The 24,922-nt window shown below is 65.4% G+C and carries 25 protein-coding genes; 18 read left to right on the top strand and 7 right to left on the bottom strand.

All coding sequences use genetic code 11. From position 1 onward, the window contains the following. Positions 1–53 precede the first annotated feature (53 nt). The 9 genes from secD to VGQ94_05250 all read left to right on the top strand — a co-directional run bounded on the left by secD (position 54) and on the right by VGQ94_05250 (position 8,844). Positions 54–1,691: a protein translocase subunit SecD gene (gene secD / locus VGQ94_05290; GenBank protein HEV2021922.1), complete on the top strand. Its 1,638-nt coding sequence runs from the start codon at positions 54–56 to the stop codon at positions 1,689–1,691. An 86-nt stretch (positions 1,692–1,777) separates the two neighbouring features. Continuing rightward, positions 1,778–2,998, top strand: a complete 1,221-nt coding sequence (gene secF, locus VGQ94_05285) for a protein translocase subunit SecF (GenBank protein HEV2021921.1) — start codon at positions 1,778–1,780, stop codon at positions 2,996–2,998. A 105-nt stretch (positions 2,999–3,103) separates the two neighbouring features. Then, complete coding sequence (locus tag VGQ94_05280) at positions 3,104–3,838, top strand: TonB family protein (protein ID HEV2021920.1); 735 nt, start codon at positions 3,104–3,106, stop codon at positions 3,836–3,838. A gap of 81 nt (positions 3,839–3,919) precedes the next feature. Beyond that, positions 3,920–4,675: a MotA/TolQ/ExbB proton channel family protein gene (locus tag VGQ94_05275; protein ID HEV2021919.1), complete on the top strand. Its 756-nt coding sequence runs from the start codon at positions 3,920–3,922 to the stop codon at positions 4,673–4,675. A gap of 105 nt (positions 4,676–4,780) precedes the next feature. Beyond that, positions 4,781–5,227, top strand: a complete 447-nt coding sequence (locus tag VGQ94_05270) for an ExbD/TolR family protein (protein HEV2021918.1) — start codon at positions 4,781–4,783, stop codon at positions 5,225–5,227. 29 nt (positions 5,228–5,256) lie between these two features. Then, a complete protein-coding gene (locus tag VGQ94_05265) occupies positions 5,257–5,697 on the top strand; it encodes a biopolymer transporter ExbD (GenBank protein HEV2021917.1) in 441 nt (146 codons plus the stop codon). Between the two features lie 57 nt (positions 5,698–5,754). Beyond that, positions 5,755–6,579 carry a tetratricopeptide repeat protein gene (locus tag VGQ94_05260; GenBank protein ID HEV2021916.1) on the top strand — a complete coding sequence of 275 codons (825 nt, stop codon included), beginning with the start codon at positions 5,755–5,757 and terminating at the stop codon, positions 6,577–6,579. Between the two features lie 164 nt (positions 6,580–6,743). Beyond that, complete coding sequence (gene accC / locus VGQ94_05255) at positions 6,744–8,273, top strand: acetyl-CoA carboxylase biotin carboxylase subunit (protein HEV2021915.1); 1,530 nt, start codon at positions 6,744–6,746, stop codon at positions 8,271–8,273. Positions 8,274–8,343: 70 nt separating this feature from the next. Then, on the top strand, positions 8,344–8,844 hold the full coding sequence (locus VGQ94_05250; GenBank protein HEV2021914.1) for a biotin/lipoyl-containing protein: 501 nt from the start codon (positions 8,344–8,346) through the stop codon (positions 8,842–8,844). A 61-nt stretch (positions 8,845–8,905) separates the two neighbouring features. Here the strand turns inward: VGQ94_05250 and VGQ94_05245 are convergent, their stop codons facing one another. The 4 genes from VGQ94_05245 to lptD form a co-directional block, all read right to left on the bottom strand. Then, a complete protein-coding gene (locus VGQ94_05245; protein HEV2021913.1) occupies positions 8,906–9,979 on the bottom strand; it encodes a SurA N-terminal domain-containing protein in 1,074 nt (357 codons plus the stop codon). An 81-nt stretch (positions 9,980–10,060) separates the two neighbouring features. Then, the gene (locus VGQ94_05240) at positions 10,061–11,056 is read right to left on the bottom strand and encodes a thioredoxin domain-containing protein (protein ID HEV2021912.1); all 996 of its coding nucleotides are present in this window, start codon (positions 11,054–11,056) and stop codon (positions 10,061–10,063) included. A gap of 57 nt (positions 11,057–11,113) precedes the next feature. Beyond that, a complete protein-coding gene (gene larE, locus VGQ94_05235; GenBank protein HEV2021911.1) occupies positions 11,114–11,944 on the bottom strand; it encodes an ATP-dependent sacrificial sulfur transferase LarE in 831 nt (276 codons plus the stop codon). A 73-nt stretch (positions 11,945–12,017) separates the two neighbouring features. Beyond that, positions 12,018–14,357, bottom strand: a complete 2,340-nt coding sequence (gene lptD / locus VGQ94_05230) for an LPS assembly protein LptD (GenBank protein ID HEV2021910.1) — start codon at positions 14,355–14,357, stop codon at positions 12,018–12,020. 178 nt (positions 14,358–14,535) lie between these two features. Here lptD and VGQ94_05225 point away from each other — a divergent pair, with 178 nt between their 5' ends. From VGQ94_05225 to VGQ94_05210, 4 genes are all read left to right on the top strand, one after another. Then, positions 14,536–15,681 carry an RDD family protein gene (locus tag VGQ94_05225; GenBank protein ID HEV2021909.1) on the top strand — a complete coding sequence of 382 codons (1,146 nt, stop codon included), beginning with the start codon at positions 14,536–14,538 and terminating at the stop codon, positions 15,679–15,681. Between the two features lie 142 nt (positions 15,682–15,823). Then, entirely contained in the window at positions 15,824–17,188 is a 1,365-nt protein-coding gene (locus tag VGQ94_05220) for a glucose-6-phosphate isomerase (protein ID HEV2021908.1), read from the top strand. Between the two features lie 72 nt (positions 17,189–17,260). Continuing rightward, positions 17,261–18,781 carry a glutamate--tRNA ligase gene (gene gltX, locus VGQ94_05215; GenBank protein ID HEV2021907.1) on the top strand — a complete coding sequence of 507 codons (1,521 nt, stop codon included), beginning with the start codon at positions 17,261–17,263 and terminating at the stop codon, positions 18,779–18,781. Between the two features lie 33 nt (positions 18,782–18,814). After that, positions 18,815–19,228 carry a sulfite exporter TauE/SafE family protein gene (locus VGQ94_05210; protein HEV2021906.1) on the top strand — a complete coding sequence of 138 codons (414 nt, stop codon included), beginning with the start codon at positions 18,815–18,817 and terminating at the stop codon, positions 19,226–19,228. A gap of 96 nt (positions 19,229–19,324) precedes the next feature. Here the strand turns inward: VGQ94_05210 and VGQ94_05205 are convergent, their stop codons facing one another. Continuing rightward, positions 19,325–20,221: a TIGR01777 family oxidoreductase gene (locus VGQ94_05205; GenBank protein ID HEV2021905.1), complete on the bottom strand. Its 897-nt coding sequence runs from the start codon at positions 20,219–20,221 to the stop codon at positions 19,325–19,327. Positions 20,222–20,333: 112 nt separating this feature from the next. Then, on the bottom strand, positions 20,334–20,960 hold the full coding sequence (locus VGQ94_05200; protein ID HEV2021904.1) for a zinc-ribbon domain-containing protein: 627 nt from the start codon (positions 20,958–20,960) through the stop codon (positions 20,334–20,336). An 89-nt stretch (positions 20,961–21,049) separates the two neighbouring features. On the opposite strand from VGQ94_05200, the gene VGQ94_05195 reads away from it, so the two are divergent. Beyond that, complete coding sequence (locus VGQ94_05195; protein ID HEV2021903.1) at positions 21,050–23,254, top strand: bifunctional (p)ppGpp synthetase/guanosine-3',5'-bis(diphosphate) 3'-pyrophosphohydrolase; 2,205 nt, start codon at positions 21,050–21,052, stop codon at positions 23,252–23,254. 14 nt (positions 23,255–23,268) lie between these two features. Continuing rightward, positions 23,269–23,646, top strand: coding sequence for a RidA family protein (locus VGQ94_05190; protein ID HEV2021902.1), 378 nt, complete (start codon positions 23,269–23,271; stop codon positions 23,644–23,646). On the opposite strand, the gene rpmB is transcribed toward VGQ94_05190, so the two are convergent. Beyond that, the gene (rpmB, locus tag VGQ94_05185) at positions 23,643–23,831 is read right to left on the bottom strand and encodes a 50S ribosomal protein L28 (protein ID HEV2021901.1); all 189 of its coding nucleotides are present in this window, start codon (positions 23,829–23,831) and stop codon (positions 23,643–23,645) included. The genes VGQ94_05190 and rpmB overlap by 4 nt on opposite strands. 134 nt (positions 23,832–23,965) lie before the next feature. Between rpmB and VGQ94_05180 the strand changes: the two genes are divergently transcribed. From VGQ94_05180 to VGQ94_05170, 3 genes are all read left to right on the top strand, one after another. Then, on the top strand, positions 23,966–24,343 hold the full coding sequence (locus tag VGQ94_05180; protein ID HEV2021900.1) for a DUF971 domain-containing protein: 378 nt from the start codon (positions 23,966–23,968) through the stop codon (positions 24,341–24,343). 43 nt (positions 24,344–24,386) lie between these two features. Continuing rightward, positions 24,387–24,740: a four helix bundle protein gene (locus VGQ94_05175; protein HEV2021899.1), complete on the top strand. Its 354-nt coding sequence runs from the start codon at positions 24,387–24,389 to the stop codon at positions 24,738–24,740. Between the two features lie 29 nt (positions 24,741–24,769). Further along, a partial coding sequence (locus VGQ94_05170; GenBank protein HEV2021898.1) for a UvrD-helicase domain-containing protein occupies positions 24,770–24,922 on the top strand: 153 nt, incomplete at its 3' end.

Here is a 24,922-nt window from a genome sequence, read left to right as displayed (position 1 = left end):
ATCCTTCGCTCGGCAAGAAACAAGAGCGCCTCGCTCAGGATGACAAGTAAGAGATGAAAAAGAACCTGGTCGGCAAAACGATCTTCATCTTTGCGGTGCTGGGGGTGTTTCTGTTCGGGATCTTCTTCGGCCAGGGGCCGGAGAAGAGCTGGCCCAAGATCAAGGAGCACGGCCTGCTGGCGGGTTTGCAGGAGAACATCCATCTGGGGCTGGACCTGAAGGGCGGGACGCACCTCATCCTGCAGGTGGTGGTGAACGACGCGGTGGGCGGGGACTCCGACCGGGCGGTGGAGCGGCTGAAAGACGAACTGGCGGCGCGCAAGGTCACCTACGCCGAGATCGTGAAGCCCGATCCGACGGGGCATCCCGACCAGATCGAGATCCGGGGCGTGGCGCCGGAGGGGATCGCCGAGCTGCGCGACGCGGCGGCGCAGCGGCTTTCGGAATACAAGCTGGCTTCCGGGGCGGAGAACAACTGGACCCTCACCATGCAGCCCATATCGCTGGAGGCGCTGAAGAAGAGCGCGGTGAGCCAGGCCATCGAGACCATCCGCAACCGCATTGACCAACTTGGAGTTTCGGAGCCGGTCATCCAGGAGCACGGGCTGGGCGAGTATCAGATTCTGGTGCAGTTGCCCGGGGTGGACGACCCAGGGCGAGTGAAGGACATCATGCAGTCCACCGCCATGCTGGAGATCCGGCAGGCGATGGACGGTCCCTACTCGAGCGAGCAGGACGCGCTGACGGCGCATGGCGGGCTATTGCCGGCCAACACCGTGCTGATGAAGGGGCGGAGCGTGGGGACGCGAACCGGCGAGACCCCGCGGGAAGAGTTTTATGTGATTTCGCGCAGCTCGGCGGTAGCCGGGCGCGACCTGCGGGGCGCGGAGCCCACGCGGGATGAGAGCGGGCGTCCGGCGGTGCGCTTCATGCTGACCTCGGACGGCGGACGCCGCTTCGCCGCCTTCACCGGCTCGCACGTCGGCGACAAGCTGGCCGTGGTCCTGGACAACAAGGTCATGGAAGTGGCCACCATCCAGGAGCAGATTCACGACGAGGGCCGTATCACCGGGACCTTCACCCAGCAACAGACGCAGGATCTTTCCATGATCCTGCGCTCGGGCGCGCTGCCCGCCTCCATCCGGTATCTGGAAGAGCGGACGGTAGGGCCGTCGCTGGGCGCCGATTCCATCCGCCAGGGCGTGACCGCGGGCGTCGCCGGGCTGCTGCTGGTGGCGGTGTTCATGCTGGTCTATTACCGGGGCGCGGGCATCAACGCCAACCTGGGACTATTCTTAAACTTGGTCATCCTGCTGGGATTCCTGGGCTTCAGCGGCGCCACGCTCACCCTGCCGGGGATGGCGGGCGTGATTCTCACCATCGGCATGGGCGTGGACTCCAACGTCCTGATCTTTGAGCGTATTCGGGAAGAGTTGCGCAACGGCAAGACCCCGCCCTCGGCGGTAGAGCAGGGCTTCGCCCGCGCCTGGCTGACCATCATCGATACCCACGTCACCACCATCGTTTCCGCCGCCATCCTGTTCCTGTTCGGCACCGGGCCGGTGCGGGGATTCGCCGTCACCCTGACCTTCGGCCTCCTGGCCAACCTGTTCACGGCGGTCTTCGTCTCCCGGGTGATTTTTGATGCGATTTTGAACAGAAAAGAGCGCGGGGAAGCGTTGAGTATCTAGGGATTTGTAATTTGCAATTTATAATTTGCAATTTGTAACGACCCAGGGCCAACGACCAAAGGCCAAAGACAGAGGAAGGCGACGAAGTGGAGTTTTTCAAGGAACCGAACATCGACTGGCTGGGCAAGAAGTGGATCTTCCTGGCCTTCTCGCTGATCTTCAGCGTAGCCGGGCTGGTGTCGATGTTCCATTACGCGGGTTCCTGGAAAGCGTGGAACGGACTGCCCTGGGGGGTGGACTTCCGCGGCGGGACGCTGGTGTATGTGAAGTTCGCCGACACCCCCAACCCCGACCAGATCCGGGCGGCCATGGACAAGGCGGGGCTGCACAACGCCCGCATCCAGCGCTACGGGGCGCCGGCCAACAACGAAGTGCTGGTGGCGCTGGACCAGAAGGAGACCTCCGAGGAGGCGCTCGACCGGGGCAAGAACGCCATCATCGGAGCGCTGGAGAAGGACCGGCCGGAGGGCAAGCAGGACCTGAACAATACCGGTGCCAAGTCGCTGGAAGAATACCTGTTGCAGCGCGATCCCCTGCGCGCCGGAACGGACGCCCCGGCGCGCTACCACCAGACCGCCCAGGCGATCGCCGACCTGCGGGACAAGACCCAGCGCGGGGTCCTAAGATCCTTCGACGACCTCAAGGGGATGGTGGGGCCGGAGGTGATCTCGGCCCTGCAAGCGGATTACTTCCTGTCCGGCTTCGCGGTGCGCAACGTGGAGATTGTGGGGCCGCAGGTGGGAGAGCAGTTGCGGACGCAGGCCCTGCTGGCCACCATCTACGCTTCCATCGGCATGCTGGTCTACTTGTGGCTCCGCTTCGAGTGGATTTACGGGGTGGCGGCGGTGGTGGCGGTGATCCACGACACCCTCATCACCTTGGGGGCTTTCTCCTTGACAAGGCAAGAGATAAGCCTGACAGTGATTGCCGCCATTTTGACCCTGATCGGCTATTCGATGAACGATACCATCGTCGTCTTCGACCGCATCCGGGAGAACTTGAAGCTGATGCGGCGGGAGTCGTCGGGGTCGATTGTGAACCGGAGCATCAACCAGACGCTCAGCCGGACCATCCTGACCTCGGGGCTGACGTTCCTGACGGTGGCCTGTCTGCTGGCGTTCGGGGGCGAGGTGCTGCACGGGTTTTCCTTCGCTCTGGTGATTGGGATCCTGATCGGGACGTATTCGTCCATCGCGGTGGCCGCGCCCATGCTGGTGGCCTACCAGGAGTGGCGGGCGGGGCAGAAGGGGCTGCGGCCGGCGATGGTCCCGGCGGCCGGGAATGGCCGGCGGGAGAAACGGGTCTAGGGCGCAGAAGAACCTCCCGGGGAGTGCTGAAAGAGACATCTCCGGTGTCTAATGTCATAGATAGTGTGGCAAGAGTCTTAGGGAGTCAGGCGTATGGAAGCGATGATGTTTCAGGATAGCCTGTTCGAATCAGGCGGAAGGCTCAAGACCAAGCGTCTGTGGACCACCCTGCTCTCAGTGTTCATGCAGGGGTTCCTGATCGGGATCTTGATCCTGATCCCGCTGATCTACACGGAAGCGCTGCCCAGGCAGCAGCTGATGACCTTCCTGGTAGCGCCGCCTCCGCCTCCGCCTCCAGCTCCGCCGGCGCCGGCGGTGCAGGCGGTGAAAGTGGTGCAGACCGACATCGAGAACGGGCGGCTCCGCACCCCCGACAGGATTCCCCAGAAAGTTGCGATGATCAAGGAAGAAGAGGCCCCGCCGCCGGTGAGCAACATGGGCGGGGTGGTGGGCGGCGTCCCCGGAGGAGTGCCCGGAGGGCAGATGGGGGGCGTGCTCGGAGGCATCCTGAGTTCCACGTCGATGACCGCGCCCAAGATTGCCGCGCCGCAGCGGGTGCGGTTGTCGCAAGGAGTCACGGAGGGGAACCTGGTCAACAAGGTGACCCCCCTGTACCCGGACATCGCCAAGCGTGCGCGCATCCAGGGCATCGTGGTGCTGCAGGCCGTCATCAGCAAGCAGGGGGCCATAGAAAACCTGCGGGTCGTGAGCGGGCATCCCATGCTGACGCAGTCCGCGCTGGACGCAGTGCGGCAGTGGCGGTATCGCCCCTACCTGCTGAACGGGGAGCCGGTGGAAGTGGAGACGCAGATCACGGTGAACTTCAACCTTGCGGGCTAGGAAAGTCCGGGGGAATGAGACCAGCCGAGGAAGTTAGACCATTTTAACGAACAAGTTTTTTCGAGGAGGAAGGATCAACCCATGTTGCTTTCGAATCTTGCAACCGCTGTTCTAACCAACGCTCCGGCGCTGGCGCTGGCGATGTTTCAGGAAGCCCAGATCGGGTGGGACATCCGGTCGCTGATCCATCAGATGGGATACCCGGCGCTCGCCGTCGTTGTCGCCCTGCTGGTGATGTCGGCGTGGTCGATCGGGGTGATGATTGACCGCGGCATCGCGTTCAGCGCGGCCCGCAAGCAGTCTCGGATGTTCGCGCCGCAAGTGGCGGGAGCGCTGCGCGACGGGCGCATCGACGAAGCCATCCGGGTGGCGGAGCGCAACAAGAAGAGCCATCTGGCCAAAGTGGTGACGGCGGGCTTGCAGGAATTCCGCGCGCACCAGGACTCTCCGGACATCCCCGGGGAGGAGATCGAGGCCTCCAAGCGGGCATTGGAGCGGGCCGAAGCCATCACCCATGCCGAGCTCAAGCGCGGCCTGGGCGGCCTGGCCACCATCGGCTCTACGGCCCCGTTCGTGGGACTGTTTGGGACCGTGGTGGGCATCATCAACGCCTTCGAGGGCATCTCGAAGCAGAAGGCGACCGGACTGGGCGCGGTGGCGGGCGGCATCTCCGAGGCGCTGGTGACCACGGCTTTCGGATTGTTCGTGGCCATCCCGGCGGTGATGATGTACAACTACTTCACCAACAAGGTGGAGGCCTTCGACGTAGAGATGAACAACTCCTCGAGCGAACTGATCGACTACTTCCTGAAGCGCTCGGGCAGGGCGAAGAAGTAAGCAGCGGCTTTCCGGGTCGCCGGTGCGCCGGATCTGTTCGGCGACGCCCAGAGGGGCGTCTCCAGGGCACGGCGCAGGCGCCCGAGAGCCGCAGGAGACCAACCCATGCCACTGCCAAAACGAACCCTGGCCGTCACCTCCGACATCAACGTCACGCCCATGGTGGACGTGATGCTCGTGCTGCTGATCATCTTCATGGTGATCACGCCCATGCTGCAGAAGGGCGTGAGCGTGGAGCTGGCCAAGACCGACAATCCCGTATCCATGAAGGATGCGGACCAGGAAGACGCGCTGCTGGTTGCGGTAATGCGCGACGGCAAGATCTTCTTCGGCTCCGATCAGGTGACCGCCGACCAGCTCACCCAGAAGGTGAAGGACCGTCTGGAGAAAAAGACGGACAAGCGGGTATTCATCAAGGCGGATGCGCGCGCCAAGTACGGCAGCGTGGTGGAAGTGGTGGATAACATCCGCTCGGCGGGCGTGGACCAGGTGGGATTGCTGACCGAACAGCGCAAGCAGACGATTTCCACCCAAGCGCCGCCGCCGCAGTAGCGAAAAAGGGGAATAGCGAGGACACGAACATGTCAATCACAATGGCAGGATCGGGCGGGCCCAGCGCCAACATCAACGTCACTCCGCTCATCGACGTGCTGCTGGTGCTGCTCATCATCTTCATGGTGATCACCCCCCTGGAGCCCAAGGGACTGGATGCGCTGGTCCCGCAGCCGCCCAAGGACCCGCAGTCCCAGGTGACCCCGACCGACCGCACCATCGTGGTGCAGGTGATCTGGGCGGGCGCCAACGAGCGGGCCAAGCTCAAGATCAATCAGGACGACGTCGCTTGGACCGACCTGCAGGCCAAGCTGGAGGATATCTTCAAGACCCGGGCCGAGCGGGTGATGTTCGTGAAGGGCGATTCCGAGGTCCCCTTCATGGACGTGGCCCAGGTGATTGACATCGCGCACGCCGCCCAGGTGGACAAGGTCGGGCTGATCACCGCCAAGATCGAGCAGGGACAGTAAGACAGGCTTGAGTTACGAGTTGCGAGTCCTGAGCAAGCCAAGGAGAATCTTCAGGGGATGAGGCAAGGAGCAAGAATCGCGGCGGTGGTAGCGCTGGCGGCGCTGGTTTCGCTGGCGGCCGGATGCAATAAGCTCAAGGCGCGCGACCAGCTCAACAAGGGCGTGCAGCAGTACAAGAGCGCCCACTACGACGAGGCCATCGACCACTTCAAGAACGCCGTGGAGCTGGATCCGCGGCTGCTCAACGCCCGCCTCTATCTGGCCACCGCCTACGCCCAGCAGTACGTCCCCGGAGTGGACAGCCCGGACAACAACCGCAACGCCGAGCTGGCCATCGAGCAGTTTCAGGAGGTGCTGAAGCTCAAGCCCGGCAACCTCAACAGCCTGAAGGGGATCGCTGCCCTCTACTTTCAGATGAAGAAGTTCGACCAGTCCAAGGAATTCCAGCGGCAGGTCATCCAGAGCGATCCCAACGACCCGGAAGCCTACTATTCCATCGCGGTCATCGACTGGACCCAGACCTACGTGCCGCGCATGGAAGCGCGCGCCAAGCTGGGACTGAGGCCGGATGAGCCGCTGAAGGACAAGAAGGTCTGCGCCGAGATCCGCGCCAAGAACCAGGACAAGGTTCAGGAAGGCATGCAGATGCTGGAGAAGTCCATCCAGATTCGCCCGGACTACGAAGATGCCATGGCCTACCTGAACCTGCTGTACCGGGAGCGGGCCGACTACGAGTGCGAGGACCCAGACGCCCGCGCCGCCGACTACAAGAAGGCCGACGAGTGGGTGGAGAAGACCATGGCCACCAAGAAGGCCAAGGCGGCCAAGCAGACCGGCTCCGGCGGCATCACCCTCGACCAGTCCCAGACCCCGCAACCGTAACCACCTTCGCTTTGCGCCAGGCCCCTTGCTCCGGCGAGGGGCCTTCGTGTTTCTGCTAGGATTTCGGGGCGCGCTCTAGGCGCCGCACTGAAGATCGCAAACCAAAGCCAGACGTAAGGTCCTTCGTCCCGCAATGCGGGACTCAGGATGACCGCATAGAGACGATGTTCAAGAAGATCCTCATCGCCAACCGGGGAGAGATCGCGGTGCGGGTGATGCGCGCCTGCCGCGAGCTGGGCATCGCCACCGTGGCGGTGTATTCGGAGGCCGACCGCGAGGCGCTGCACGTGCGCCGGGCGGACGAAGCTTGCGCGTTGGGTCCCGCGGCGGCAAGCGAGTCCTACCTGAACATCGAGAAGCTGCTGCAAGCGGCGCGGCGGACGGGCGCCCAGGCCGTCCACCCCGGCTACGGCTTCCTCTCGGAGAACGCGGAGTTTGCGCGGCGTTGTGCGCAGGCCGGGCTGAAGTTCATCGGGCCGGGCGCGGCGGCCATGGAGCAGATGGGCTCGAAGACGCGGGCGCGTCAGACCGTGGCGGCCGCGGGTGTTCCCCTGGTGCCGGGCTCGGGCACGCTCCGGTCGGTGCAGGAAGCGGAGTCCGCGGCGGAAAAACTCGGCTATCCCGTGCTGGTGAAGGCGGCGGCGGGCGGCGGCGGCAAGGGCATGCGCCGGGTGCGCGAGCCCGCGGAGATGCGCTCCGCCTACCAGGCGGCGGAGAGTGAAGCGCTCGGCGCCTTCGGCAGCGGCGAGGTCTATCTGGAACAACTCCTGGAGAGCCCGCGGCACATCGAGGTGCAGATCCTGGGCGACGAGCACGGCAACCTGGTGTACCTGGGGGAGCGCGAGTGCTCACTGCAGCGGCGTCATCAGAAGGTGCTGGAGGAGTCGCCCTCGCCCCTGGTGGACGAGGCCCTGCGGCGCCGCATGGGCGAGACCGCGGTGCGCGTGGCCCGCGCCGCCGGCTACACCAACGCCGGTACGGTCGAATTCCTGGTGGATGCCGGCCGCAACTTCTACTTCCTGGAGATGAACACCCGGCTGCAGGTGGAGCATCCAGTGACGGAGATGGTCACGGGGCTCGACCTGGTGCAATTGCAGTTTCGCATCGCCGCGGGCGAGAAGCTGCCCTTTGAACAGAAGGACGTCCAGCTTCGCGGGCACGCCATCGAGTGCCGCATCTATGCGGAAGACCCGGAGAACGACTTCCTTCCTTCACCGGGAAAGATCACGCGGCTCATGACCCCGGCCGGCCCGGGCATCCGCGACGAGAGCGGCGTGTACGAGGGCTGGACGGTGCCGCTGGAGTACGACCCGCTGCTGTCGAAACTCGTGGCCCATGCCGGCAGCCGGCGGGAGGCCATCGCGCGCATGGAGCGGGCGCTCGAGGAGTATTTCGTGGGCGGCCTCGCCACCAACCTGCCGCTCTTCCGCCGCATCCTGCGGCATCCGGAGTTTGTTGCGGGGAAGATGGATACCGGCTTCCTGGAGCGGCTGTTGGCAGAGCGCACAGCCGAGGGCGGCCGCGCCACGCAGGCGGAGGAAGGGGAGGCGGAGGTTGCCGCCATCGCGGCGGCGCTGTTTGCGGCCATGCCAGCGCCGGGCGCAGCGGTCTCGACCAACGGAACCAGGCCGGCTGAGGCGTGGAAGCGGGCGGGGAGGCAGGAGGGACTGCGGGAGGAAAGGTGGAGGGGGTAGGGGTCCTTCGACTCGCGCTGTCGCCCGCAGAGCGGGCTCGGCGCTCGCTCAGGATGACATTCGCAAAGCCATGACCTACGAGGTCGCCATTGCCGGCAAGAGCTACCGCGTGGAGCTGAAGCGCGGGAAAGAGGGATACGCCTGCCGCTTGGATGGGCGGGAGGTGACGCTCGAATCCGTCTCGGTGGAGTGCGAGGTGCTGTGGCTGCTGCTGGGAGGGCGCTCGTATGAGGTCCGTCGTGAGGCGGAGGCCAACGGGGCCATGCAGGTCGTGGTCCGGGGCCGCCGCTATGCCGCGAAGGTTCGCGACCCGCGAGCCTTCCGGGGACGCCAGGCAACGGCTGGCAAAGACGCCGGTCCCCTCCGCCTGGTGGCGCCCATGCCCGGCAAGGTGGTGCGGATCCTCAAGGCCGAGGGCGAGCCGGTCGAGCCCGGCGAAGGCGTGGTGGTGGTGGAGGCGATGAAGATGCAGATCGAGATCCGCTCCCCCAGGAAGGGCGTGGTGCGGAAGATTCTGGCCGCGGCAGGTACCGCGGTCAGCGCCGGGGAAGGGTTGGCGGTGGTGGAGTAACGCAAGGTCCTTCGCCCGCTGAACCGGGCTCAGGAGGACAGTCGGGGTGAGTCGGGCGCGGTCACTTCTGGCTGGTGGACTTCAGGATCTCCTGGGCCAGGTAGTTCTCGATGCGGGCCTCGTCGCGCACGGTCTCGTAGTAGGCGGCCTTCAGAAGTTGCTCGCGGCGGTCGCGCAATTGCTCGCGGATGGCCTGCTGCACGCGGGGATCGTTCAAGTCGCGCTGCCCGGCGGGCTCCTTGCCCAACAGCTTGACGATGCGGTAGCCCAGCACCTGGTGTCCGGCGCTCACGGGAAGGATGCCGCTGGTCTCACCTGGCTTCAGGCGCAGGATGGCTTCGCGAGTGGCCGGCTCCTGCGTGGCCATAGTCTTGAGCGAAGACTCCGGGGCAAACCCCATGTCGCCGCCATTGTTGGCGGTCTGCGCGTCCTCGGAGTAGTTCATGGCGACGGAGGCGAAATCTTCGCCGCTCTCCAGCCGGTTCATGACCATCTGCGCCTTGGTCCGGGCGTCGCCCTCGTTCTGGGCCTTGCTGTTCTTGAGGTTGCGGACCTGGGCATTGGGCTGCGCCGTGATCAGGATCTGGGCCAGGTGGTATTGCGGCTCGATGAGGTTGAACTCCGCCCTACGTTCGTTGTAATAGGCGGAGATGTCGGCGTCGGAGATGCTGATCTTGGAGGTGACCTCCTTGTTGAGCACCTTCTGCACGGTCAGGTTGCGGCGCAGGTCGAGCTTGAAGTCCTCGACCGTGAGGCTCTTGTCCTTGAGGCGGCGGTCGAACTCCTCCGCGGTGTAAGGCGCCTTGATCTCGGTGAGCTTGTTGTCCACCTCGGCGTCGGTGGCCAGCAGGCCCAGCTTCTCGGCGCGCTGCATCATGATCTCGTTGTCAATGAGTTCGCGCAGGATGTTCAAGCGCAGGCTGGTGGCGGCCTCTCCGCTGGGCTTTTGGGGAGTGCCCGCGGTCTGGTTGTTGTAGTACTTGTCCACCTCCGAGCGCAGGATGGCCTTGCCGTTGACCCGGGCCACCACGTCGCCCGAGCTCTTCTTCCGGTCGCAGCCGGAGAGGGTTGCCAGCAGCAGCAGTAGCGCGCCCACAGGTACAACCACGCGAATCAGCATTCGGTAGCGTCTCAAGCCAGATCCTCCACAGACCGGGAACACCGGGAATCAGAATTCTAACCTATGACAGCGGGCCGGAAGCGGCAGCGGCGCTCATCACTTGGGGGGCGCGAGAGCCGCCGGGGCGGGCGCCGTCTGGGTCGCGGCCGCGGCTGCTGCGGGAACGGGCTGCCCAGCGTCGCGCAGGGCGCGGTCGAAGAAGCCGCGCATCTCCGCCTCCGACGCGGCGTAATCTACCTTCTCGCCGTTGATGAACAAGTTGGGAGTAGAGTTCACGCCCAGCCCTTCGGCTTCCTTCACCGAGGCCTTTACGGTGGCGTCGTCCTGTTTCTGGATGCAGAACTTGAGTTTGTCCAGGTCGAGGCTGTGCTTGCCTCCCTGGTCCACCGCCGCCTGGTCGAGCGCCGCGACCTGGGCCTCGATCTTCCGGTCCTTCCCCTTGATCTCCGCCTGGTTGAAATGGACGTAATCGGCGAAGTCCCAGAAGGCCTCGGAGTTCTGCGCCGACAGGCAGCCGGCATCCACCGCGGCGTGATTGGCCCAGGGATGGATCTCGTAGAGCGGGTAGTCCTTGTAGATGACGCGCACCCGATCGCCGTAAATCTTGAGCAGGTCGGGGAAGAGGGTGTGGTGCATGGCGGCGCAGTAGGGACACTGGAAGTCGTCATAGACCACCACCGTGACCTTGGCCTCCGGGTTGCCGCGCACCGGGCGGCCGCGGGTATCGATCTTGCCCATCAGCTCGGCATAGGGATCCTTGGCGATGTCGATCTTGGCGAAGCGGATCAGGGTCTTCTCGTCCTGCGAGACCAGGAACTCGTAGTTGGTCTTGCGCTGGCCGATGAGGGTGACGGGGACCAGGTCATAGCCGGTGAACTCGCTGGCGCGGCGCGCGCCCACCTGGATCTGCACTTGGGCCGGGATGCTGAAGTAGGTGCGGATGTGCCGCTGGATGCGCTGCTCCAGATCCTTGGAGACGGGTTTGCCGGGGCCCTGGGAGGTGCCGCCCGGAGAGTGCTGGGCCGGGCAGCCCACGCACAACAGCACCGCCAGCAGGAGGGCGCACCCACGCAGAGCTAGGAATGAAGGCATAAACATTGATTATCTCACAGGAATTCGCACCTCCGGGAAAGGCTGTGCCCCAAGAACCTACCGGGAGCGGGTGAGCGCGGCGGCGGGCAGCAGAGCGTTCAGGGAGCCGGAGCGGAAGCCCTCGAGGTCGAGGGTGACGAAGGTGTAGCCCAGCTCCTTGAAGATGCGGGTGAACTGGGCGGCCATGGCGGGAGCGAGGGCGCGGGGCAGCTCGTCGGGAGCGATCTCGATGCGCACCAGGTTGCCGTGGTGGCGGACGCGGAGCTGGCGAAAGCCGAGTGCGGCCAGCGCCTCTTCGCCGCGCTCGATCTGGGCCAGCGCCTCCGGGGTGACGGGAATGCCGTAGGCGATGCGGGAGGAAAGGCAGGGAGAGGCGGGTTTGTCCCAAACACGCAGGCCGGCGGCGAGGGCCAGGGCGCGGACGTCGGCCTTGGTGAGCCCGGCCTCGAGCAGCGGCGCGGCCACGCCGTGCTCGGTCGCTGCCTTCTGCCCAGGGCGGAAATCGGAGAGGTCGTCGCGATTCACGCCGTAGGCCACGCGGTCGAAGCCGCGCGCGCGCCGCAGCTCCTCCATCGCGGTGAACAGCTCGTCCTTGCAGTAGAAACAGCGGGCGGAATCGTTGCGCGCGTAATCGGAACGCCCGAGCTCCGAGGTTTCAATCACCTCGAGCGGGATGCGCTGCTCCTGAGCGAAGGCCACGGCGTCCTGGAGCTGGACGCGGGCCAGCGAAGGAGAATCGGCCAGGACGGCGAGCATGCCATCCCCCAGCGCCTCATGGGCGGCGAAGGCCAGGAAGGCGGAGTCCACGCCGCCCGAGTAAGCCACCAGCAGGCGGCCGAGGGAGCGCAGATGGGCGTCGAGCGTGGTGCGCTGGGAATTGAGGTTCACAGGGGAGATATTACACTGCCGAGCTTTGCTCGGCCGCACGGGCGAGGACGCCTGGGCCGCACGGTTCGTGCCGCTAGAAGATGCGCTCCTGGCGCTTGAGCGTCCCGAAGGTGCCGATGTTGGCCAGGGTGAAGGCGAAGCGGTATTGGTTCTCGTTGCGCACCGAGCCGAAGGCGAAGCGGCGGTACTCGAAGCTGATGCCGCAGCAGTCCCAGTTGTAGGAGCTCTGGAAGGCGCCGTACTGCAGGAAGCTGAAGTTGGCGTCGAAACCGATGTTGCCGGCAGCGCTCACGCCGCGCTTGTTGGGACCGCCGTAGCCCGCCAGGAAGCGGAACTGGCTGAACTTGTCGGGCGCGGGCAGGGGCGTGGGGTTCACGAAGATCTCGCCGGGGACGTGCAGAAAGGCGTGGCTGCCGCCCAGGAAGAAATCCCCAATGTGGTAGTCCACCAGCGTGGTGCTGGAGTTGATGCGATCGTGCTTGAAATCGTAGTCGATCTGCCACTGGATGTCGGTCTTGGGCGTGGCCTGGATGCGCAGCTTGGAGACCAGCGGCGAGAGGCGCCGCGGCTCGGTGAGGAAGGCGATGCCGGTGAAGTCCACCGTAGTGGTGAAGACGTTGCGCTTGCCATTGACCACCGCGCCGCCGAATTGGTCGTTGATAAAATATTTCTGCGCCAGCTCCCAGGTGAGGATCTCGCGCGAGGAGCCGGCGTTCTCGTCGTTGGGGTCGCTGGAGACGGGCTTGGCGTAGAGCCGGTTCACCACCGCGTACTCCACCTCGCTGGTGTCGCTGAGGATGTCGCGGGAGTCGAAGCGGATGATGTTGGGCAGGTTCTCGACCCCGTTCACGTAGCGGAAGATCACCCGGGGCTCGATGACGTGCTTCAGCCGGTGGCCGTGGACCGTGCCCTCGTAGATGCGGCCCAGGGCCGGGGGACGCAGCTCGAAGCTGCCTTCAAGAGCGCGGCGGTTGACGGGCTCGCTGCTGGTGGTGCCGATGCCGCTGGTGGGCAGGCGGCGCTCGGTGTAGTAGGTATCGCGCAGGGCGGCCTCGGGGCGGAAAGTCCAGCCGTGGTACACCAGCGGGAGCGAGGCGCGGGGATAGGCGTCGAAGCGTCCCACCAGAGCCGAGGTCGAGAACTGGGGCTCGTGGCGGGCCACGCCTTCCGCGGCCGCCTCGAAGGACCAGTAGAAGGGCGAGGCGCCGATGCGGCGGTCCACGCTCGAAATCTCCAGCCCCGGCATGTGCAGGATGGTCACCAGGTCGCCGGGCACGGTGCTCTGGAAGTTCTGATAGCGTCCGACCCGCGTGTTAAAGAAATATCCCCGGTAACTCTTGGAGAGGAAGGCGACCGACTTTACCTCCGAGTTCACGGCCTGGGCGAAGGTCTCGGTGAAGGCCAGGCGGAAGGTGAAGGAGCTGAGGTAGTTGATGTCGGCGACGCCGCGGATGCCGTGGGCGAACTGCTCTTCGGCGCTCAGGCGGATGTCCTGCCCGCCCTGGTCGATGTGCAAGGGGCCGAAGCCTTCCTGGTCTACCACGCCGAAGAAAGAGAAGTTGATGTAAGAGGTCTCGCTGGGGCGGGCGCGGAACTCGGCCCGCTGCGCCCAGCCCCGCCGCGACCAGTACTCGGCGCCGATGGTGGCGTCGGCGCTGCGGTTCAGCACCAGGTACACCGAGTCGCCCAGGATCGCTCCCTTGCGGTTGGAATAACCGAAGGTGGGCATGAGGAGACCCGACTGCCGCGTGGGCTCGACGGGATGGGAGGCGTAGGGCAGATACAGGATGGGCGCGCCCTTGATGCGGAAGGTGCTGTTGTAGATCCGCGCCTTGCCGTTCAACTCCACTACGATGCGGGTGGCATTGAAGGTCCACTTGGGCTTGGGCAGCTCGCACGAGGTCACCGTGCCGTTGTGGACCACGTAGGTGTCGGGTCCAGTCTTCTCCACGATCTTTCCGGTGAAGGCGACGGGGTTGGGGGAGGTAAGGGTGACGCTGCGGTTCTCAATGCGGATGCCGACCGTGCCGGCGACGTCGTAGAACTTGCCCGTTCCCGTGTGCAGGTTGTAGCTGCCGTGGCTGGCGCTGATGTGCTCTTGGTAGGGACCGCCATCCAGGGTGAGGTTGCCGTCGCCGGTGATCTCGCCGGACTTGGAGTCGTACACCAGGTGGTCGGCGCGCAGCACGAAGCTGCGGAAGGTGATCTCCACCTCGCCGCTCAGGGTGAAGACGTCGCCGGCCTTTTCCTGCTGGCGCGCTTTGATGATCGCCTGCTCGCCGGGCTGCGCCGGACCGCCGAAGCCGCGCACGGAAGAAGACGAGGCCTGCTGCGGGTCGTCGGGCAGTGCGGCGGACGAGGGCGAAGCGTCGCCGGGAGAGAGGGCGAAGGCAAGAACCGAGTCGGGCGGCAACTGGCTAGTTACTAAGCCAGGTGAGAGAAGCAGGTGACAAAGGAGAGCCGCCGTGATAATGAATCGTAAGCGGGGCTTCATCGGGAGCGCAAAAAGGTACCACGGCGGCGGCAGGACAGGCAAAAGCCGCAGCCGGGCGCAAACGGGCTCCGCGGCTCTCGGCGTCTCCCAATTCGGAATGGCGTGTCCGCTCTGCGGCGAACTGTGCACCTGCGCGGCTGACCGATGGTCGTCGTCTGCCCGCGGGAGCGGGGAGATCGCCCCCCACGTCGCCGTTCTCATCGATCCCGAATCCCGGGATGCCAGCGACGTGAGCGAGCAATGTTTTGAGGCCTCGCTCGAGCCGGCTCCCGAACCTGCTCCCGAGCCTGCCCCTAGGTCCTCGGTGGTGGAAGTGCTATTGAACGAAGTGGCGGAGATGCTGGCGAGCAAAGCGGTCGCCGCGCCGGTTGCCGAAGCCCCGATGGCAGCGGTGGCCGTCTGTGACCCTCCTTCATCTCCCAGCGCGCCTACGCCCCCCATCCCCGGGCCTGGGGCCCCGTTCTACCGTCCGGAAGACTCCTCCACCTGGCGGCAGGAGGTCACCTCGCGGGTGGACAATTTCCGCACCCGGCGACGCGGGCGCTACGACCCCAATTCTTCGCTCAGCCTAGACTTTGATCTCGCCCTCGAAGTGGACGAGCGGCCGCAGACGTCGCCGGTAGAGGCGCCCAAGGTCATCGAGTTCCCGCGTCCCGCGGCGCCACCGGTAGTCGAGGCGTTGGCCGAGCCGGTGGTGGAGAAGCCGCGCATCCTCGAGGCCGAGGAGCCGCCGGAAGAAGTCGCTGCGCCCGTGGCCGCCCCGCCCATCGCCAGCATTACCCTCGAGCCCGCGGCGGCGGAGACCGTCCACGTGCGCGGGCAGGAGCAGGAAGTCCTGCTGTGGCTGGCGCCGGCCTCGCAGCGCATCTTCGCCGGGTTGGTCGATGCGCTCGTGGTGGTCACGGCCACTGGGCTGTTCGGCCTCATCTTCCTGCACATGACCGGCGCCGCTCCTACCTGGCGCATGGCGGCGGGCTTCGCTCTGGCCCTCCCCGGCTTCTTCTGGGCGCTCTACCAGTACGTCTTCCTGGTGTACGGCGGGACCACCCCCGGCCTGCAGATGACCGGCTTGCGGATCACCACCTTCGACGGCAACCCGGTGCCCCGGCACCAAAGGCGCTGGCGAGCGCTGGCCATGATGGTCTCCTGCGCCTCGCTCGGCCTGGGCTTCCTGTGGGCAGTGGTGGATGAAGACGGCCTGGGCTGGCACGATCGCATCACCCGCACCTGCGTCCGGGAGTAGAGATCAGCGATCAGCGATAGGCTTGTCATCCTGAGCGAGCCCGGAACGCATGTGACGGGCGAGTCGAAGGACCCCTACCCTCTCTCATCTCCCACAACGGCGACTTTCCTCTCCGCCGATTTTAGGTTCTAATGCTCCCGCCATGAGATTGCCGGAGTTCGACTACCGGAACGCGCTGGAGTCGGCGGTCGGCGCCGAAGGCCTGAGCGCGGGCGACCTCCAGACCAACACGGCACGGGCGGCGGTCGAGTCCTTTCGCCAGCGGGCGCGCTCCGGCGAGATCGGCTTTCCCGATCTGCCCAAGGACGCGGCCACGGCGCGCGCGGTGGTGGAGTTTGCCAACGACCTGCGGCCGAACATCGACGACGTGCTCGTGGTAGGCATCGGAGGGTCGGCGTTGGGAGCGTATGCGCTGGACGCGGCCATGCGCGGGCCACATCCCGTGCAGACCTCGCCCGCGCGCAAGGCCAGCGGCAAGCGGAAGAAAGCGCGGCCGCGGCTGGTCTCGCTCGACAACGTGGATCCCGGCTTCGTGGCGGCGGTGCTCGAGCGCCTGGACCCCGAGCGCACCGCGGTGTGCGTCATCGCCAAGTCAGGTTCCACCGCGGAGACTCTGGCCACCTTCCTCATTGCGCGCCGATGGATGACCGAGGCCCTGGGCAAGCAGGCGCGGGCGCAGATCATCGCCATCACCGACGCCAAGAAGGGCGACCTGCTGGCCATCGCCAAGCAGGAGAAGTATCCGCTGTTCTTCATCCCCGCCAACGTGGGCGGGCGCTTCAGCGTGCTCTCGCCGGTGGGGCTAGTCCCGGCGGCGCTCATTGGATTGGACGTGATGAAGCTGCTGCGCGGCGCCGCGGATGCCACCCGGCGCTGCTGGTCGCCGAAACTCGAGGCGAATCCCGCGCTCGAATCCGCCGTGGTGCATCACGCGCTCAACACGCGGAAGAAAAAATCGATCGAGGTGGTGTTTGCCTACTCCTCCTACCTGTGGGGCGCGGCGCTCTGGTACCGGCAACTCTGGGCGGAGTCGCTGGGCAAGCGCGTGAACCGCGCCGGCGAGGTGGTGGAGACCGGGCAGACGCCGGTGGCGGCGCTGGGCGTCACCGATCAGCACTCTCAGTTGCAGCTCTACATGGAAGGCCCGCGCGACAAGATGGTCACCTTCTGGGCGGTGGAGAAGCCGCGCGCGGAAGTGCGCATCCCCAAGGACTTCGCCCGCTACGACTCCTGCGGCTACCTGGGTGGCAAGAAGCTCTCAGCGCTCTTCGACGCCGAGCGCCGGGCGACGGAAGCGGCGCTCACTCGCGCCGGGCGTCCCAACTGCCGCTGGACGCTTGCCCAGGTGGACGAGTACACCGTCGGCGCCTTCTTCCAGATGCTGGAGTTCCAAACCGCCTTTGCGGGCGAGCTCTACGGCGTGGACGCCTTCGACCAGCCCGGCGTCGAGCTGGGCAAGAAGCTCACCTACGGGCTGATGGGAAGGAAGGGATACAAAGAGATTTGAGAATCTGCAATTTGTAATTTGTAATGGGAACAAGTCCGGTTGCTGCTGGTTACGCAGATTACAAATCACAAATTGCAAATCACAAATCAACCCGGGAAGGTGCGCGTCCGCTTCGCGCCTTCGCCGACCGGGCATCTGCACGTCGGCAACGCGCGCACTGCGCTCTTCAACTGGTTGTTCGCGCGGCAGCAGGGCGGCACGTTCATTCTCCGCATCGAAGACACCGACCTGGAGCGCCACGAACCCGGCTCAGAGGCGCAGATCTTCCAAGACCTGAAGTGGCTGGGGCTCGACTGGGACGAAGGCCCGGACGTGGGCGGGCCGCTCGGTCCCTACCGCCAGTCGGAGCGGATGGCGGTGTACCGCGAGCACGCCGAGCGTCTGGTGGCCGAGGGCAAGGCCTACCTCTGTTTCTGCACCGCCGAGGAGCTGGGGCAGGAGCGCAAGCGGGCGCTGGCCGAGCACCGCTCGCCGCGCTATTCCGGCAAGTGCCGGGCGCTTGATCCCAAGGAGTCGGCGAGTCGTCGGGCTGCGGGAGAGGCCGCGGCCATCCGCCTGCAAATCCCCGAACATCCCATCCGCTTCCACGACCTGGTGCATGGAGATGTGGAGTTCGCCCACGAGGTGGTGAGCGATCCCATCATCCTGCGCTCCAGCGGCCTGCCGGTTTATAACTACGTGGTGGTGATCGACGATGCACTGATGAAGATCACTCACGTCATCCGCGGCGACGACCACCTCTCCAACACCCCCAAGCAGGTGGCGCTCTACGAGGCGCTGGGATGGCTGCCGCCCGAGTTCGCGCACCTTTCGACCATCCTCGGGAGCGACCGGGAACGGCTCTCCAAGCGCCACGGCGCCACCTCCCTCGAGAACTTCCGCGAGATGGGCGTGCTGCCAGAGGCGCTGATGAACTACCTGGGCCTCCTGGGCTGGGCGCCCAGCGGCGGCGACCGCGAGATCTTCACCAAAGACGAACTGCTCAAGGAGTTCTCGCTCGAGCGCGTCACCGCTTCTCCGGCCATCTTCGACTTCGAGAAGCTCTACTGGCTGAACCGGCAGTTTGTAAAGCAGTCTGGGGCGAAGCGGGTGGCGGAGCTGAGCCTGCCGTTTTTCATCAAAGCGGGCTGGATGACGGAGCAGCCGGAGGCGAGCGCGCGGGCGTGGTTCGAGAAGGTGGTGGAGCTGCTGGCGCCCTCGGTAGACCGCTTGGAGCAGTTGCCGGAGCGCGCGGCTTCCATCTTTGCCTGCGACGCCAAGGCGGCGCTGGCCTCGCCCGATAACGCCGATGTGCTGGCTTGGGAGAAGACCCGCGCGGTCATCGAGGCCTTCTGCCGCCGGGTGCCGGCCGGGCAGGCGATGACGGTGGAGGGATTCAAATCCATCGTCAACGAGGTGAAGGCAGAGACGGGCGCCAAGGGGAAGGAGCTATACCATCCCATCCGGCTGGTGATCACCGGGTCGCACTCCGGGCCGGAGTTCGACAAGCTCATTCCCATCCTGGAAGAGGGCAGCGGGCTGAAGCTGCAGAAGCACGTGAAGAACGTGCGCGAGCGGGCGGAGGAGTTTTTGGCCGTGTTTTCTACAAAGTAGGCTTCTTGATGTTGTTCTGGGGGTAGGGCTCCCTTGCCCGCAGCGGCGGGCTCGGGATGTAAAAAAGAGGACGAGGCGAAGACCATGCTGATGCTGATTCTGGCGCTGGTGCTGGGGGTGGGAGTAGGGATTTTTGCCGGGCTGATCGGGGTGGGGGGCGGGGTGATTGCCATCCCGCTTCTGGTGTACGCCTTCCACATGGACCAGAAGATGGCGCAGGGGACGTCGCTGGTCATGCTGCTGGGGCCGACCGGCATCTTCGCCATCATGGAGTACTACAAGGCAGGGAACGTCAACTTCAAAGTCGGCCTGCTGATGGCCGCCGGTGTGCTCGTGGGCGCGTATTTCGGCGGCGCCTGGGCGCAGCAGTTGTCGAACCTCGTGCTGCGGAGAGTCTTTGCGGTGGTGCTGGCGGGTGTCGCGGTGAAGATGTTCTTCCAGAAGTGACCTCGCTCAACCTTCATGGTTGTGATGGAGTAGGGGTCCTTCGACTCGTGCCATCGCCCGCAGCGCGGGCTCGGCGCTCGCTCAGGATGGCAATCGTTAGGGTTTAAGCAGCTCCCGCAGCGCGCCTTCCAGCTCCGGATGGCGGAACTGGAATCCTGAAGACTGAAGCTTCACCGGCTGCACGCGCTGGCTGGCGAGCAGCAGCGCGTCCCCCATCTCGCCGAAGGCCAGGCGAGCAGCGAAGCCGGGCATGGGGAAGATGGTGGGGCGGGAGAGGACGCGCCCCAGCGTGCGCGTGAACTCCGCGTTGGTGACGGGATGGGGCGCCACGGTGTTCACCGGCCCCTGGAGCGCCTCGGTCGCGAGGGCGTGCTGGATGGCGCCGACCACGTCGTGAATCGAGACCCAGCTCATCCACTGGCGGCCGCTACCTAGCTTTCCGCCCAGGCCCATGCGGAACGGCGGGAGCATGCGGGCCAGTCCGCCGCCGCGCGGGCTGAGGATGAATCCGATGCGCAGCATCACGGTGCGGATGCCGGCCTTGGCAGCAGGTGCGGTGGCCGTCTCCCACTGGCGCGCCACGTCGGCAAGGAAGTCGGAGCCGGCGGCGCTCTCCTCGGTCAGCACTTCGTCGCCGCGATTGCCGTAGTAGCCGACGGCGGAGGCGGAGACCATCACCTTGGGCGGCTTCTTGCTGCGGGCTGCGGCCGAAGCCAGCGTCATGGTGCCCTGCTTGCGGCTGTTGAGGATGCGCGCCTTCTTGTTGCGGGTCCAGCGCGCGGCCACGCTCTCCCCCGCCAGGTGCACCACGGCGTCGAAGCCTTCGATGCCGCCCACCGGATCGAACGAACCCATCGGGTCCCAGTAGACGTCCGGCGAGCCGGCTTCGGGGCGCTGGCGCACCAGGCGGCGAACGGTATGTCCCGCGGATTCAAGCGCGGGGATGAGCGCGGAGCCCACCAGCCCCGTGGCGCCGCTGACCAGGATGTTCATCGCTGGTCATTCTTATGGAGTGCGGGCGGAGTGTCAACGGGAGCATCCCTTCGGGACGCTGCACAGGCGAGGACGCCTGTGCCACACAGTCCGCGCCTGTTCCACACCATCCTTACCGCGACGGCAGGTGGGTTAGGAACTGCTCGCCGACGCCGGAGAAGGTCGCGGAAAACTCGGCGATCTCCCTCGGCCTCATGGGGCGGGCCAGGGTCGAGGTAACGATGGATCCGATCAGCATCAGCAGGCCCACCAGGAAGCCCAGGCCGGCGCCGGCGTCGGAGTCGTGGATCAGCGAGCCCACCAGGATCCCGCCGGGGATACAGCCCAAGCCGAGGACCCAGGCGGCGATGATCAGGTTCTTGCGGCGCTGGCGGTGTTCGTCGCACATGGGAATCGCCACATCGGCGCGCTTGCGCACGATCATCGCCACGATGATGTAGATGATCGGACTCAAGAGAGCAATCAGGAAAAGCCAGGGGTTATGCCAGAAGAAGATCTTCTTGAGCGGCTCGCCCGTCACCGGCTGCCCGCACTTCACGCAGTACGGCGGCAGCGGCGCGCCTTTGGGGACGACCAGCCTGTTCCCCTGGCGATAGGCGGTGCTTGGCGCGACGGGAGCAGCGGACGCTACGGCGGCGATCTGGGCGCCGGCGCCCGCGGCGGTGACCAGCGGCTTGCCGCACCGGTTGCAGAACTTGTCCTGGTCGGAGTTCTGGGCGCCGCAGGCGATGCAGTACATGGGTCTCTCCCGTCTTTGCGCGGCGCATTATGCCTGTTCCCGGAGCCGGGGACAAGGGGCGTGAGCGCACAGCTATAATCAGGCTAACCGTGGCTACCCTGCGCCATCAGATCGCCACCAACGTCCTCACGGTCACCAAGTACCGCGACCTGCTGAAGAAGGTCCGCGCCAATCGGCCGAGCGACGATCTGGAGATCATCCGCAAGGCCTACGACTACTCGCTGGAGCATCACCGCGGGCAGTCGCGCGCCTCCGGCGAGCCCTACCTGGTGCATCCCTTGCAGGTAGCCATGGTGCTGGCGGAAATGAAGCTGGACGCCACCGCCATCGCCGCCGGCCTGCTCCACGACCTGGTGGAAGACACCGTGGTCACCGTGGACGACATCCGGCGGGAGTTCGGCGAGCCGGTGGCGCAGATCGTCGAGGGCGTCACCAAGATCTCCAAGATCGACTTTGCCACCCGCGAGGAGCGCCAGGCGGAGAACGTCCGCAAGATGATGCTGGCCATGGTGGACGACATCCGTGTGGTGCTCATCAAGCTGGCCGACCGCCTGCACAACATGCGCACCCTGGCCCACCTGAAACCCGCGCGCCAGGAGCAGATCGCCCGCGAGACGCTGGAGATCTACGCGCCCATCGCCCACCGCCTGGGCATGGGCAAAGTCCGCGGCGAGCTCGAGGACTTGGCCTTCAGCCACGTCGATCCCATCGGCTACCGCCAGGTCAAGGACGCCGTCGAAGCCCGTCGCAAGACCGGCGAGCACTTCCTGGAGCAGATCGAGGCCGTCATCCGCGAGAAGCTCAAGGAGAACGGCATCACGGCCAAGGTGGAGAGCCGCATCAAGCGCTACTACAGCATCTACCAGAAGCTGCAGCGCCAGCGCATCACCGTGGACCAGGTGTACGACCTGCTGGCCATCCGCATCGTGACCAAGTCGGTGAAGGACTGCTACGGCGTGCTGGGCGCGATCCACAACCTGTGGCAGCCGGTGCCGGGGCGCATCAAGGACTTCATCGCCATGCCGCGGCCCAACCTCTACCAGTCGCTGCACACCACGGTCATCGCGGAGAACGGCACGCCCTTCGAGGTGCAGATCCGCACCGAGGAGATGCACAAGCTGGCCGAGGAAGGCATCGCGGCGCACTGGAAGTACAAGGACGGCGCTCCGGTCACCGCCAAGGACGAGCAGCGGCTGGCCTGGGTGCGGCAGGTGGTGGAGTGGCAACAGGACGTCAGCGATCCCAACGAGTTCCTCTCCACGCTCAAGATCGACCTCTACCCGGAAGAGGTACACACCTTCACGCCCAAAGGGAGGATCGTCATCCTGCCGCGGGACGCGACCGTGGTGGACTTCGCCTACGCCATCCACACCGAGGTGGGGCACACCTGCACCGGGGCCAAGGTGAATGGGCGCATGGTGCCGCTGCGCACCACGCTCAACAACGGCGACATCGTGGAGATCATGACCCAGGCGGGCCACAAGCCCAACCGCGACTGGCTGGGATTCGCCAAGTCATCGCGCGCGCGCAACAAGATCAAGCACTGGCTCAATATCCACGAGCGCGAGCGCGCCATCGAGATCGGGCGCAAGCTCATCGAGAAGGAAGCGCGCAAGTATCGCGTGGCGCTGAAGGAGATCGAGGAAGCCGAGTTCCAGCGCGTGGCCTCGGAGTACGGCCTGGGAGGGCCCGATGATCTGATGGCGGGCATCGGCTACGGCAAGTTCTCGACGCGGCAGGTGCTGGGGCACCTGGCGCCGGCCTCGGAGAAGGAAGCGGCCGCGGAGGAGCAGCCGGGGAAGATCACCAGCGCCATGCGCCGGGTGTTCGGCTGGAGCGCGGATTCCGGCGCCATCAAGGTCCGCGGGCACGACGACCTCATGGTCTATCGCGCCCGCTGCTGCAATCCCATCCGCGGCGAGAACATCATCGGCTACGTCACCCGCGGCAAGGGCGTGGCCGTCCACTCCAAGACCTGTCCCAACGTCAATAACCTCATGTACGAAGCGGACCGGCGCATCGTGGTGGAGTGGGCCAAGGACAAGCGCTCCGGCACCTATCCGGTGAAGCTCACGCTCTACTGCGACAACCGCGCCGGCATGCTGAAGCAGGTCACCAGCATCATCAGCGACGACAGCACCAACATCCGCAACATCGAGGCCGATAGCGAAGATCGCCACGCCAGCATTGGCGTGGTCATCGACGTCGAGGACGTCAAGCACCTGGACCGCATCGTCGCCGGGCTGCGCAAGGTCCCCGGTGTGCGCGACGTGCAGCGAGTGCTCAAACTCTAGTCAGGAGGAACTTCATGCGCTATCCGGTCGATTCGAACGAAGCACCGAAAGCCATCGGCCCCTATTCGCAGGGAATCAAGGCGGGAGGATTCGTCTTCGTCTCCGGGCAGGTGGCTTTGGATCCGAAGACCGGCGCCATGGTGGGAAGCGACGTGGCGGCGCAGACCGAACGCGTGCTCCAGAACCTGCGGGCCGTCGTGGAAGCCGCCGGCAGCGATCTGGAGCGGGTGGTGAAGACCACGGTCTACCTGCGCACCATGGCGGACTTCGCCGCCATGAACGAGGTGTACGCGAAGTATTTCAAGACCGAGCCGCCGGCGCGGGCCACGGTCGCAGTCGCCGGCCTGCCCAAGGACGCGCTGGTGGAGATTGATGTGATCGCGGAAGTCTAGGCTTTTACGACTTTGCCGCTGCGCAGGCAGCCGGTGCAGACGCGCATCCGCTTGCTGGCGCCCATGACGCGGGCGCGCACCGGGCGCAGGTTCACGTTCCAGCGCCGCTTGGTCTTGTTGTGGGCGTGACTGATGTTGTTGCCGAACTGCGGCCCCTTGCCGCAAATGTCGCAAACTCTCGCCATGACTGCTCCAGGTGGAATCAGAACTGGTGGGACAAGACATAGATTTTACAGGAGTTGACGCGGGCAGGCAAATGGCCGAGTGCCGACTGGCTGACCGCTGAATGCTGCCTGTCGCACCGTGCGATACTGAATCCATGCCGCCCGTTCCGCCGCCCGCGCCCGATCCCAAGTCCGTCGTGGTCAACCTGACCACGGGTACGGGCGTAGAGATCGAGTGGAAGGACGGCCACCGCTCCAGCTACAGCTTCCGGTTCCTGCGCGACGCCTGCCCCTGCGCGCTGTGCGACGATGAGCGCGGCAAGGACGGCCGCCAGCCCGGCGAGCCGCCCCCGACCAAGCCCGGCGGGCTGCCCATGTTTCGCCAGCCCTCGAAGCCGGTGAAGGCCGAGGCGGTGGGCAAGTACGCCATCCGCTTCACCTGGAACGACGGCCACGAGCACGGCATCTACTCCTGGGACTTTCTGCGGGATATCTGCCCCTGTGGGGAGTGCCGGAAGAAATCGGGCCATTGAGTCCTCGGGTCATTGAGCCATTGTTAGAATCGCGGAGAAACTCATGGAGAGCCAGCCAGAGCAGCTTAGGAAGCGCACGAAGGAGTTTGCGCTCAGGATTGTAAAGCTCTTTCGCGCACTGCCGCGCTCGCCCGTTGCGCAAATCATGGGACGCCAGGCGTTGCGGTCTGGAACATCTGTCGCAGCCAACTATCGCGCTGTTTGCCGCGCGCGTTCGAAGGCGGAATTCGTCGCCAAGATTGGAGTAGTTGTGGAAGAAGCCGATGAAACCGTCTTCTGGCTTGAGATGCTGGTCGAAAGCGGCATTGTTCGGGCAGCGAAAATGGAGAGTCTGCTCAAAGAAGCGACGGAATTGCTGGCCATCTTCGCGGCATCGCAGCGCACAACTCGCGGCTAGTTTCAGTGATTCAATGACCCGATGACTCAATGACCCAATTCCTCAATGATCTGAACCCGCAGCAGCGCGAGGCCGTTGAATCGGTCGAAGGCCCGCTGCTCATCCTGGCGGGGGCGGGTTCGGGGAAGACGCGCGTCATCACCTACCGCGTCGCCCACCTGATCGAGAACCTGGGCGCCGCG

Source organism: Terriglobales bacterium (assembly GCA_035937135.1).
GTDB lineage: Bacteria > Acidobacteriota > Terriglobia > Terriglobales > Acidobacteriaceae > DASYVL01.
Note: the sequence above shows the minus strand (reverse complement) of the source record. Positions and strands in the feature narration are given on the sequence as shown.

Excerpts from the sequence above, each read along its gene's own strand:
- VGQ94_05180 (HEV2021900.1), top strand. The coding sequence starts at position 23,966 with ATGCCGCCCGTTCCGCCGCCCGCGCCCGATCCCAAGTCCGTCGTGGTC.
- VGQ94_05200 (HEV2021904.1), bottom strand. The coding sequence starts at position 20,960 with ATGTACTGCATCGCCTGCGGCGCCCAGAACTCCGACCAGGACAAGTTC.
- VGQ94_05175 (HEV2021899.1), top strand. The coding sequence starts at position 24,387 with ATGGAGAGCCAGCCAGAGCAGCTTAGGAAGCGCACGAAGGAGTTTGCG.
- VGQ94_05270 (HEV2021918.1), top strand. The coding sequence starts at position 4,781 with ATGCCACTGCCAAAACGAACCCTGGCCGTCACCTCCGACATCAACGTC.
- VGQ94_05190 (HEV2021902.1), top strand. The coding sequence starts at position 23,269 with ATGCGCTATCCGGTCGATTCGAACGAAGCACCGAAAGCCATCGGCCCC.
- VGQ94_05250 (HEV2021914.1), top strand. The coding sequence starts at position 8,344 with ATGACCTACGAGGTCGCCATTGCCGGCAAGAGCTACCGCGTGGAGCTG.
- accC (HEV2021915.1), top strand. The coding sequence starts at position 6,744 with ATGTTCAAGAAGATCCTCATCGCCAACCGGGGAGAGATCGCGGTGCGG.
- VGQ94_05220 (HEV2021908.1), top strand. The coding sequence starts at position 15,824 with ATGAGATTGCCGGAGTTCGACTACCGGAACGCGCTGGAGTCGGCGGTC.
- VGQ94_05275 (HEV2021919.1), top strand. The coding sequence starts at position 3,920 with ATGTTGCTTTCGAATCTTGCAACCGCTGTTCTAACCAACGCTCCGGCG.
- rpmB (HEV2021901.1), bottom strand. The coding sequence starts at position 23,831 with ATGGCGAGAGTTTGCGACATTTGCGGCAAGGGGCCGCAGTTCGGCAAC.
- VGQ94_05240 (HEV2021912.1), bottom strand. The coding sequence starts at position 11,056 with ATGCCTTCATTCCTAGCTCTGCGTGGGTGCGCCCTCCTGCTGGCGGTG.
- VGQ94_05225 (HEV2021909.1), top strand. The coding sequence starts at position 14,536 with ATGGCGTGTCCGCTCTGCGGCGAACTGTGCACCTGCGCGGCTGACCGA.
- VGQ94_05260 (HEV2021916.1), top strand. The coding sequence starts at position 5,755 with ATGAGGCAAGGAGCAAGAATCGCGGCGGTGGTAGCGCTGGCGGCGCTG.
- secD (HEV2021922.1), top strand. The coding sequence starts at position 54 with ATGAAAAAGAACCTGGTCGGCAAAACGATCTTCATCTTTGCGGTGCTG.
- VGQ94_05280 (HEV2021920.1), top strand. The coding sequence starts at position 3,104 with ATGTTTCAGGATAGCCTGTTCGAATCAGGCGGAAGGCTCAAGACCAAG.
- VGQ94_05265 (HEV2021917.1), top strand. The coding sequence starts at position 5,257 with ATGTCAATCACAATGGCAGGATCGGGCGGGCCCAGCGCCAACATCAAC.
- VGQ94_05205 (HEV2021905.1), bottom strand. The coding sequence starts at position 20,221 with ATGAACATCCTGGTCAGCGGCGCCACGGGGCTGGTGGGCTCCGCGCTC.